Below are 10,924 nucleotides of genomic sequence, written 5' to 3'. Positions count from 1 at the left end.
GGCACACCACAACGGCCGCCCCCCAAGGCGGCCAACCTGAGGCGCAGGATTCAGTCGACGGGCGGGACCGCAGTGCTGGTGCGCACCACAAGCCGTGTGGGGTATTCCTCAGCGACCGGCACATGGCCGGATTCCTGCAGCTGCAACGGTTGCTCCAGGCGGCCCAGGATCTTTCGGGCGGCCAATGCGCCCTGGCCGCGGGGGTCCTGGTCAAAACTGGTCAGGCCAAATACGTTGCCGAGCTCGTGCCCGTCAATGCCTATCACCGACAGCTCGTCCGGCACGCGCAAGCCAAAGTCCCGGGCAGCCAGAATGGTGCCAATGGCCATTTCGTCCGAGGCCGCGAAGATGGCTGTGGGACGCAGAGGTCCACTGCCCAGCAACTGCCGGGCGGTGGCGTAGGCGCCTTGGACAGTAAAGTCGGAGGTTTGCACCCATTCCGCGGAGATAGGCAGATTGGCGACCTGCATGGCCATTTCATAGCCATTGCGCCGTGTCCCCGGCAGCTTGAAGTCCGCCTCATATTCATGTCCTGCGCTGACGTGGGCAATGCGGCGGTGCCCCAGGCCAATCAGGTGTTCGGTGGCCTTTCGCGCAAGCTGGAAGTCGTCAACAAAGATGCTGTCGGCCCCCGGCAGCGGCCCGCCAATGCCCAGCACGGGACGGTGGATGGCCATGAGCTGGCTGATCTCCGTTTCGGCGAGCTCCAAGGAAACGGCAATGACGGCGTCGAGCCTTTTCCGCAACAGGAAATCGGTGAGGACAGTGGCCCGGTGACTTTCGTTTTGGCTGGTGGTGTAGAGGGTGAGGTCGTAGCCGGCCTCGATAAGTTCTGAGGAGGCACCATCCACCACTGAAGCAAAAAACCAGCGATTGACGGCCGGGACCACCACGCCGATGTTGTGATGGCGCCCGGAGGCCAGGCTGGATGCTGCGTAGGAGGGCACGAAACCCAATTGGGCGGCCGCATCCTGTGCGAGCTTGCGACTCTTGGCCGAAACGCTGCCCCTGCCGCCCAGGGCCCGGGATACGGTGGCCGTGGACAAGCCCGAAAGCTCGGCCACCTCCTTGATGCCTGTCACGGTGCGTCCCCTGCGTCTTTCGGTCATGCTGCCAGCCAGATGGTCTCCCCTGATTCTAGTTGACGGGAACCGGCCTGCCGTGGGCGCGAGCGCTGCAGGATAGAGCCGTCAGGCAACTCAATCGGCGAGGGCCCGGCATTGAGGAGCACCAGCGTGCTGCCGTTGAGAAAGCCCACGGTCGTGTCAGAACAGTGCTCGTCAACCCACGTCAGGGTCCCGGTGCCGAGTTCCCGGCGACGGCGGATGCCCAACGCGCTGCGGTAGATGGCCAGGTGGGAATCCGGGTCCGCGGACTGGACGTCACGGGCCAGGCGCCCCCATGCCTCCGGCTGGGGCAGCCACGGCACGCCTGCGGCCGGCACCCCGTCGCTGAAGCCGAAGGACGCCCCGGCTTCACGCCATGGCAGGGGAACGCGGCAGCCGTCCCGGCCAAGTCGTGCTCCTTCAGTCCGCGCGAATGTCGGGTCCTGCCGGCTGGCGTCCGGCAGTGTGGTGTGGTCCGGCAGGCCCAGCTCCTCACCCTGGTAGAGGTAGGCGGCGCCCGGGAGCCCCAACATGAACAGTGACGCCGCTGCCGCCCGCTGGCGCCCCGCCTCTACGTTGGGCTGCTCGTCCCCGGCCCCGATGCCGTCGCCCTGGCGGGGCCCGGCACCTTCGTAAGCAAACCGCGTGGCGTGCCGGACGACGTCGTGGTTGGAGAGCACCCAGGTGCTGGTGGCACCCACGGCGCCAAACGCGGCCAGTGAGGCGTCGACGACGCTCCTCAGGGCGAGGGCGGAAAACGGTGCATTGAGGTACGGGAAATTGAAGGCGTGATGCATTTGGCCGGGCGCGACCCAGCGCGCCATGCGGTCCAGGGGATCCACATTGGCCTCGGCGCACAGGATTTTCTCGGGCCCGTATTCGGCCAGGATGCCGCGCCACCGTCGGTAGATGTCGTGGAGCGCGGGCTGGCCGAACATGGGCGCCTCGTGGCCGGGGAATCCGTCAATGCTGCCGCCCCACGCCGTCCCGCCCCAGTCCGGCAGGCCGGGGGCCTTGACGAGGGCGTGGGCCACGTCGACCCGGAACCCGTCAACGCCGCGATCAAGCCAGAAACGCAGGATCCGCTCAAATTCCTGGTGGACCAGCGGGTTGTCCCAGTTGAAGTCGGGCTGGGTGGAGTCAAAGAGGTGGAGGTACCACTGGCCGGGCGCGCCGCTTGCATCCGCGGTGCGGGTCCAGGCCGGCCCGCCGAAGTGTGACTGCCAGTTGTTGGGCGGGAGCGCGCCGCCTTCCCCCCGGCCGTCGCGGAAGATGAACATGTCCCGGGCGGGGCTTCCCGGGGCCGCCGCCAGGGCCAACTGGAACAGCGAATGGTCGCTGGAACAATGGTTCGGGACCAGGTCAATGATGATGCGCAGCTTCAGCTGCGTGGCCCGGCCCACCAGCTGGTCAAAATCGTCAAGGGTGCCGAAGAGGGGATCCACCTGGCAGTAGTCGGAAACGTCATAGCCGCCGTCGCGCTGAGGGGAGCTGTAGAACGGGGAAAGCCACACCGCGTCGACACCCAGTTCCGCCAGCTGCACCAGCTCCGCGGTGATGCCGGCCAAATCGCCCATCCCGTCCCCGTCCAGGTCGCGGAAGGAGCGCGGATAAACCTGGTAAACCACAGCCGAGGTGGACCAGTGATCGCTCCGGGTTCCGGCCGGGGAGGGGGCCGGGGTAGGGGCCGGCATCAAAGCAAGCGCTCCCACCGTAGCGGTGGCCGATGGCAGGGATGGCGGAACAGTGGAAGCCAGATGGGTGGATTGCATGGTCACCAGACTAGGCGATTTTCGATACGAATGTAAACGTTCTCATTGCTTATATTCCTGCATTAATGGCAGATAGTGACAGGGTACTTCAAAAAATTGCAGAAGTGGCACTTCTGTTTGGAAGCGCTATCAGGTATGTTTGGAAGCGCTTACACTTTGTGAGGTTCGACACCCACAAGTCATTAGCCCGGAACGGCTCCCGCCAGGGGCGCCGGGCGCACGAAAGGACACCAATGAAGTTGCCAAACACAAGTGCCATGCCCGTCAGCCGCCGGGTATTCACCCTCGGCGCATTTTCGGCCGTGACGGCCGTTGCGCTCAGTGCGTGCGGCGGTGGTTCCAAGCCGGGAAGCGGTGCCACGGCCACGGCGAAGGACCTGGCAGCGGCCGGCGCCACCACCATCACGATGTGGGTTGACGCGGAACGCGCACCGGCGCTCAAGGACATCACGGCTAAGTTCAAGGTCGACACTGGCATTGAAGTCAAGCTGGTGGTCAAGGACTTCTCCGCCGTGCGCGATGACTTCATCACACAGGTTCCCACCGGCAAGGGCCCGGACCTGATCGTTGGTCCGCACGACTGGGTAGGCAAGTTTGTCCAGAACGGCGTCATTGCCCCCGTGGAGCTGGGGGACAAGGCCGCGGGGTTCTCCGCCACTGCCCTGAAGGCCATGAGCTACAAGGGTTCCAACTACGGCGTGCCATATTCCGTGGAGAACATTGCATTGCTCCGCAACACTGCTCTGCTGCCCGCGGCCGCCGCCACCTTCGACGAGGTGGTGGCCGCCGGCAAGGGTGTGGTGGATGCCGGAAAGGCAAAATACGCCTTCCTGGTGGGCCTGGACCCCAAGCAGGGCGACCCGTACCACCTGTACCCGCTGCAGACCTCCATGGGCTCGGCTGTGTTTGGCCTGACGGCCGACGGCGGTTACGACCCCAAGAACCTGGTCCTCGGCGACGCCGCCGGCGTGGCATTTGCGAAGAAGCTGGTGGAATGGGGCGACACGGGCTCCAAGGTGCTCAACTCCAACATCACCGGCGACATCGCCAAAGAGGAATTCAAGAACGGCAAGAGCCCGTACTACCTCACCGGCCCGTGGAATGTGCCGGACCTGCAGAAGGCCGGCCTCAAGCTGGCCGTGGATGCGCTGCCGACCGCGGGCGACAAGCCGGCCCAGCCGTTCGTGGGCATCAACGGCTTCTTCATCAGCGCAAAGAGCGTCAATGCACTGGCCACAACTGAATTCGTGACCAACTACCTGACCACCGAGGCAGCCCAGGATTCCATGTTCAAGGCGGGTGGCCGACCGCCCGCGCTGAAGGCCTCCTTCGACAAGGCCTCATCGGATCCGATTGTTGCCGCGTTCGGCAAGATTGGCCAAAACGGGGTCCCGATGCCGGCCATCCCCGAAATGGACGCCGTCTGGAACGACTGGGGATCCACGGAACTGGCCCTGATCAAGGGCAAGGGCGACCCCGCCGCCGAGTGGGCCAAAATGGCCGCCGCCATCAAGTCAAAGATCGGCGCCTAGTCTCCACGCCGCGCCGGCGGGTGCGGTGGGGCGGCACAATCGCCCCACCGCACCCCGCACTCCTGACCAGCTGAAAAACCTTAGAGGACACACCCGTGACGCAAGTTTCAGAAACCAGGCCCGACGCCGACCAGGCGCCCCGGTCCGCCAGCCGACAGCAACGGGGAGGCCGGCCGCCGTCGTTCCTGGGAAAAACGTTTGGCATGGACTCGCTCAAGGGCACCCTGGCCAAGGTGGTGCTGCTGGGCCTGGTGGACGCCTTTGCCGTGTACGTGATGATGATGCTGTTCATCAGCGCGCAATGGCCGGTGCTGGTGGTTGCCGCCCTGGTGACGCTGGCCATCAACTGGATTTACCTGCGCAAGGGCGGCCTGCCGGCGAAATACCTCGCCCCCGGGGTGGTTTTCCTGGTGGTGTTCCAGGTGTTTGTGGTGCTGTACAGCGGCTACATTGCCTTCACGAACTACGGCGATGGACACAACAGCACCAAGGCGGACGCCATCTCGGCGATCCAGTTGACCGCCCAAAAGCGGGTGCCCGACTCGCCCGCATATAAGACGACCGTGCTAAAAAAGAACAGCGACTTTTACCTGCTCTTCACGGGCCCCGACGGCGCCGTGTCCATCGGCTCGGCGGCCAAGCCGCTCACGCCGGTTGTCGGCGAGACCCTGGACGGCAGCGGCAAGGCCGTGGCACTGCCCGGCTATGACACCCTGAACTTTTCGCAGATCCTGGCCAACCAGACCGAGATCCTGAAGATTTCCGTGCCCGTCTCCAGCGACCCTGCCCAGGGCAGCCTGCGCACGGCCGACGGCACCACGGCGTACGCCTTCAAGCCGTCACTGGGCTACGACGCGGCAAGCGACACGTTCACCGACGCTGCCACGGGGGCCACCTATACGGACAACGGCCACGGCGCCTTTGCCGACAAGTCCGGCCAGACGCTGGCAACTGGCTGGAAAATCAACGTGGGCTTTGACAACTTTGTCCGGGCGTTCACGGATCCCAACCTGCGCGCCCCGCTGCTGGGCGTCATCGCCTGGACCTTCACCTTCGCCATAGCGTCCGTGATCCTGACCTTCGGGCTGGGCCTGTTCCTGGCGGTCACCTTCAACCGGGAGGACCTGCGCGGGAAGAAGGTGTACCGGATCCTGATGATCCTCCCGTACGCGTTCCCGGCATTCCTGTCCGGCCTGGTGTGGTCCGGCATCCTCAACCCGCAGTTTGGCTGGCTCAACCAGACGCTGCTGGGCGGGGCCGAAATTGGCTGGCTGACGGACCCCGTGCTGGCCAAGGTCAGCGTGCTGGTGGTGAACCTGTGGCTCGGCTTCCCCTACATGTTCCTGGTGTGCACGGGGGCGCTGCAGTCGCTGCCGACGGAACTGGATGAGGCGGCCCGCATGGACGGGGCCGGGGCGTGGCGGGTGTTCCGCTCCATCAAGCTGCCGCTGCTGCTGGTCTCGATCGCACCGCTGCTGATTGCCTCCTTCGCATTCAACTTCAACAACTTCAATGTCATCTACATGCTGACGGGAGGCGGCCCGCGCTTCACCGACACCACGCGCGACATCGGTTCCACGGACATCCTGATCACGCTGGTGTACAAGGTGGCGTTCGGGCAGGGGACCGGCCGCGACTACGGCCTGGCCAGCGCCCTGGCGATCGTCATCTTCGTCATCGTCGCCACGGTGTCCGCCATCAGCTTCAAACAGACCAAGGCACTTGAGGAAGTAAATTCATGAGCACCTCAACACTCACCGCCCGGGCCGTGGAAACGGCCAGCCCGGCACGCAAGCGGCGCAGCTTCGGCGCCTGGCTCAAGGACAAGGGCTGGCGCCATGCAGTGGGCGTGGCGGTGGCCGCCTTCGCCGTCTTCCCCCTGCTCTACGTCCTCTCCGCAGCCCTGAATTCGAACGGCACCCTGGCCGGCAGCAGCGGGCTGTTCACCCGGATTGACGTGGGCAACTTCGTCAACCTTTTCAACGATCCGTCCCGCCCCTTTGGCCGCTGGTTCATCAACACCCTGGTGATCGGGGTGGTGACCTCGGCGGCCACCGTTTTCCTCGGTGCCATGGCCGCCTACGCGTTCTCCCGCATGCGCTTCAAGGGCCGCCGCGTGGGCCTGCTGTCCCTGCTCCTGCTGCAGATGTTCCCGCAGCTGCTGGCCGTCGTCGCGATTTTCCTGTTGCTCAGCGGTATCTCCGACGTGGTCCCCTGGCTGGGCCTGGGCAGCCAGCTGGGCCTGATCATGGTCTACCTGGGCGGCGCGCTGGGCGTGAACACCTACCTCATGTACGGCTTCTTCAACACCGTGCCGCAGTCGCTGGACGAGGCGGCCAAGATCGACGGCGCCTCCCATGTGCAGATCTTTTTCGGCATCATCCTGCGCCTGGTCACCCCGATCCTTGCCGTGGTGGGGCTGTTGGCGTTCATCGGCATTTCGAGCGAGTTTGTCATCGCCTCCGTGGTGCTGACCGATCCCGACACCCAGACCCTCGCCGTCGGGCTCTATTCCTTCGTCGCGGACACGCGCTCCAAAAACTGGGGCATCTTTTCCGCGGGCGCCGTTCTGGCGGCCCTGCCTGTCATGGCGCTGTTCCTGTTCCTTCAGCGGTACATTGTCAGTGGCTTGGTTCAAGGCGGGGTAAAGGGGTAGACATGGCTGGCACGCAACCGCACCACGACGGTTCCGCACTTTATGTGGAAGGCACGACGCCGGTACTTGGCGAACGCTCCCGGCTGCGGTTGCGGGTGCCCCGGGCGTGGGGCCGGGCCTCCCGGGTGTGGGTGCGCAGTGTCCAGGATGCGGAGCCCCGGTACGACGCCGCCGTGTGCCTGGACGGACCGGGTGCTTCAGGTGCCTCGGGTGCCTGGTCGTGGTGGGAGGCGTCCATCCTGGTGGCCAATCCCGTGGCGCGGTACCGTTTTGTCATCGAAACCGAAGGACAGAACGACGGCGGCGCCGCCGTCGGGCCGGCCGCAGTCGGGCGGGCCGCCGTCGGGCCTGCGAAGTACTGGTTCCTGAACAACGAAGGGCTGTTTGACCGGGACACCTCCGACTACCACGACTTCCGCCTCACCACCGGGGTGCCGGCACCACAGTGGTCCCGCGACGCAGTCATGTACCAGGTGTTCCCCGACCGGTTTGCCCGCTCCGCAGCTGCCGACGGTCGGGTCGTGCCGGACTGGGCCGTGGCCTGCGCCTGGGATGACCCTGTCCAGGGCACCGGCCCAGACGCCGCCCGGCAGTTTTACGGCGGCGACCTTGTCGGGGTGCTGGAAAAGATTGACCACCTGGCCGGCCTGGGCGTGGACATCCTCTACCTGACCCCGTTCTTCCCTGCCCGGTCCAACCACCGCTATGACGCGGCCACGTTTGCCCACGTGGACCCGCTGCTGGGCGGGGACCAGGCGCTGATCGACCTGGTGGAGGCCGCCCATTCCCGTGGGATGAAGGTCATGGGCGACCTGACCGCGAACCACACCGGCGACGCCCACGAATGGTTCCAGCGGGCCCTATGGGATCCCGGCTGCCCGGAGGCCGACTACTACTACTTCAACGCAGACCACTCGGACTACGAGTGCTGGTGGGGCGTGAAATCGCTGCCCAAGCTGAACTGGGCATCGCCGGGCCTGCGTGAAGCGTTCGTCACCGGCGAGGACTCCGTGGTGGCCCACTGGCTCAAGGCGCCGTTCAACCTCGACGGCTGGCGGATCGACGTGGGCAACATGGCCGGGCGGCTGGGTGCGCAGGACCTGAACAAGGACGTGGCGGCTCTCATCCAGCACCGGATTCAGGAGATCAACCCGGACGCCCTGCTGCTCGGCGAGGAAACCTCCGACGCCGGCGCCGACGTGGACGGCTTCGGCTGGCAGGGCGCCATGACATACTCCAACTTCACCCGCCCCATGTGGCAGTGGCTGGCCAACCCGCACGCCCGCGTGGACTTCTTCGGCACGCCCCTGCCGTGCCCCAACAAGGTGGGGGCCGAAACTGTCCTCGCCACCCACCGGGACCTGACCAGCGCCCTCAGCTGGCCCGTCCGCAACGCCACCATGAATGCCCTGAACACCCACGACACCGCCCGCGCCGCCACCGTCATGGTGCCGGGCGGGCCCATCGTGGCTGCCACGCTGTCCATGACCCTGCCCGGCATCCCCGTGGTGTTTGCCGGGGACGAGTTCGGCCTCGAGGGCGACCGTGGCGAGTCGGCGCGCACGCCCATGCCCTGGAATGAGCCCGCCCGCATTGTCACCGACCTCGGCGCCAGCTATTCGGCGCTCGCCGCCTTGCGCCATTCACATCCGGCCGTGCAGCACGGCGGTCTGCGCTGGCTGATGGCCGACGGCGACGTGCTGGCTTTTGTGCGTGAGTCGCCTTCCGCCTCGCTGCTGGTGGTGGCGGTGCGGGCCGACGTCCAGGGGCTGAGCTTTGACTCCCTTGGCCTGGATGCCGCCGAACGCGAGGCCGTCCGGGCGTCGGCGCCGGTCTTCCACACCGGCGGGTACCTGGTCTACAGCGACGTCAACCTGAACGGTCCCGGCGCCTATATCTGGACACTGCCGGGAGTCCAGTCCCCGCCCCGCGAACGCCCCGACACCCGCAAAAAGTGATGGAGCGTCGGAAATAAACCCGTCAATAGTGATGGAGCGTCGGGGAAAAACCCGCAAAAAGTGATGGAGCGTCGGGGGAGGAGGGATCGGGGGCCCGCCCCGTCCCGGGCTCCTAGACTGGAAGACAGGAGAATGCGGCAGGAGAAAGGCACCATTTCATGAGCGACACAGGCCGGAATCCGCCCCGAGAACTTGAAGCTGAACTGGCGGCAGCCCTGCGTGAGGACCAGTTCAGCCGGGCGCCAGCAGACCTGGCGAAGTACGCCACGGACCAAGGGCCCGTGACGGACTACCGGGAGCCGGCCGCCGTCGTCTGGGCCGAGACAGTGGAGGACGTGCAGGCGGTGGTGCGACTTGCGGCCAGGCATGGCGTGCCCGTGGTGGCACGCGGGGCCGGCACCGGCGTCTCCGGCGGCGCCCACGCCACTGAAGGCTGCCTGGTGCTGAGCCTGGAGCGCATGGACAACATCCTGGAGCTCAACCCCGACGATGAAATTGCCCGCGTGGAGCCGGGGGTGGTGAACGCCGAGCTCAACGCGGCGGCAGCCGTGCACGGGCTGATGTACGCCCCTGACCCGGCCAGCTACCAGGTGTCCACGATCGGCGGCAACATTGCCACGAATGCCGGCGGGCTGCGCTGCGCCAAGTATGGAGTGACGCGTGATGCCGTGCTGGCCCTGGACGTGGTGCTGGCGGACGGCAGCCTCATCCACACGGGGCACCGGACGTTCAAGGGCGTGGCCGGCTACGACCTCACCAGCCTTTTCGTGGGTTCCGAGGGCACGTTGGGAATTGTGGTGGGTGCGACGGTCCGGCTGAAGTATCTGCCCACCGACATCCGCACCCTGGCCGTCTTCTTTGCCGACGTGCAGTCCGCCGCAGCCGGCGTGCTGGCACTGGGCAAGGCCCGGGTGCAGCCGTGCATCCTGGAACTCCTGGACGGGCCCTCCCTGAAAGAACTGGATGCCCGCAACGGCAGCAACCTGGCCGGCAGGGGCACGGCGCTGCTGTTGGCCCAATTCGACGGTCTGGCGGCGGCACAGGAGGCGGAAATCGCCACCGCTGCCTTGGAGGGCCAGGGAGGAAGTGTCAGCCAGGAGGACCCGGAGGAGGCGGCACGGCTGGTGGACCTGCGCCGGCGCAACCGCGGCCTGGATGTGGATTCTGAAATCACAGTCGGCGAGGACGTGGCGGTTCCCCGGTCGGCGCTGATCCACTACATCACGGCGCTGGAGGAGATGGCAGCCCGCCACGGGGTGGGGGTGCGCATCATTGCCCACGCCGGGGACGGGAACCTGCACCCCACGTTTTGGGTGCCCGTTCCGGACCGGGCCGGCGTGGCGGCCATGAACGCGGCCCTGGACGAGTCCATCGACAAGGCCCTGGAGCTGGGCGGCACCATCACCGGCGAGCACGGTATCGGCCAGTACAAGCTGCGCTGGCTGGCTCTGGAACAGTCGGAGCAGGTGCTCCAACTCCAGCGCAACCTCAAGGCGCTCTTTGACCCGCGCGGCACGCTCAACCCTGGAAAGGGCATTCCCGCGGCCCGCAGACTTGACTAAAGCGTGCCGGATCGGGCATTGTACTCCCGGGGGAGGTGCATCCGATTCCGGGCACCACAACGTATTTTGAAAGTACACATGACCTTCATCACTCACCGGCCGCGGCGTAGCCGCAACCGCAGGATGCTCGCTGCCGCCACCGTTGCATTGCTGGGAATTGGCGCCAGCGTGGTCTTGGCGGCGCCGGCCTCAGCCGCATCGTCCGCTGCACCGGCCGGCACGTCAGTCTCCCTCCAACTGGCCCCGCCCTGGCTGGTCCTGGATTTTGAAGCCGACAAGAAAAAGCCAACCCCGCCACCACCCCCATTGCCGTCGCCCGTGCCCTCGCACTTGAAGTC

General features: G+C 66.1%; 7 protein-coding genes and 1 pseudogene. 6 read left to right on the top strand and 2 right to left on the bottom strand.

Annotated elements, in window-relative coordinates; all coding sequences use genetic code 11:
• Positions 1-50: 50 nt before the first annotated feature.
• On the bottom strand, positions 51-1,082 hold the full coding sequence (locus LPN03_RS19745; RefSeq protein ID WP_262455608.1) for a LacI family DNA-binding transcriptional regulator: 1,032 nt from the start codon (positions 1,080-1,082) through the stop codon (positions 51-53).
• Positions 1,083-1,105: 23 nt separating this feature from the next.
• Positions 1,106-2,800: a glycoside hydrolase family 13 protein gene (locus LPN03_RS19740; protein WP_205678432.1), complete on the bottom strand. Its 1,695-nt coding sequence runs from the start codon at positions 2,798-2,800 to the stop codon at positions 1,106-1,108.
• Between the two features lie 311 nt (positions 2,801-3,111).
• On the opposite strand from LPN03_RS19740, the gene LPN03_RS19735 reads away from it, so the two are divergent.
• The 6 genes and pseudogenes from LPN03_RS19735 to LPN03_RS19710 all read left to right on the top strand — a co-directional run.
• Positions 3,112-4,410 carry a maltose ABC transporter substrate-binding protein gene (locus tag LPN03_RS19735; protein ID WP_165183708.1) on the top strand — a complete coding sequence of 433 codons (1,299 nt, stop codon included), beginning with the start codon at positions 3,112-3,114 and terminating at the stop codon, positions 4,408-4,410.
• A gap of 95 nt (positions 4,411-4,505) precedes the next feature.
• Positions 4,506-6,152, top strand: a complete 1,647-nt coding sequence (locus tag LPN03_RS19730; protein WP_370875233.1) for an ABC transporter permease subunit — start codon at positions 4,506-4,508, stop codon at positions 6,150-6,152.
• Positions 6,149-7,066, top strand: coding sequence for a sugar ABC transporter permease (locus tag LPN03_RS19725; RefSeq protein ID WP_165183709.1), 918 nt, complete (start codon positions 6,149-6,151; stop codon positions 7,064-7,066). The genes LPN03_RS19730 and LPN03_RS19725 overlap by 4 nt, the downstream gene beginning before the upstream one ends.
• A 2-nt stretch (positions 7,067-7,068) precedes the next feature.
• On the top strand, positions 7,069-9,024 hold the full coding sequence (locus tag LPN03_RS19720; protein ID WP_262455606.1) for a glycoside hydrolase family 13 protein: 1,956 nt from the start codon (positions 7,069-7,071) through the stop codon (positions 9,022-9,024).
• A 158-nt stretch (positions 9,025-9,182) separates the two neighbouring features.
• Positions 9,183-10,586 carry an FAD-binding oxidoreductase gene (locus tag LPN03_RS19715; protein ID WP_262455605.1) on the top strand — a complete coding sequence of 468 codons (1,404 nt, stop codon included), beginning with the start codon at positions 9,183-9,185 and terminating at the stop codon, positions 10,584-10,586.
• A 78-nt stretch (positions 10,587-10,664) separates the two neighbouring features.
• Positions 10,665-10,924 (top strand): annotated as a pseudogene (locus LPN03_RS19710) (hypothetical protein); the annotation flags it as partial.

The organism is Arthrobacter sp. A2-55 (assembly GCF_025548615.1).
In the GTDB taxonomy this organism is placed as follows: Bacteria; Actinomycetota; Actinomycetes; order Actinomycetales; family Micrococcaceae; genus Specibacter; species Specibacter silviterrae.
Note: the sequence above shows the minus strand (reverse complement) of the source record. Positions and strands in the feature narration are given on the sequence as shown.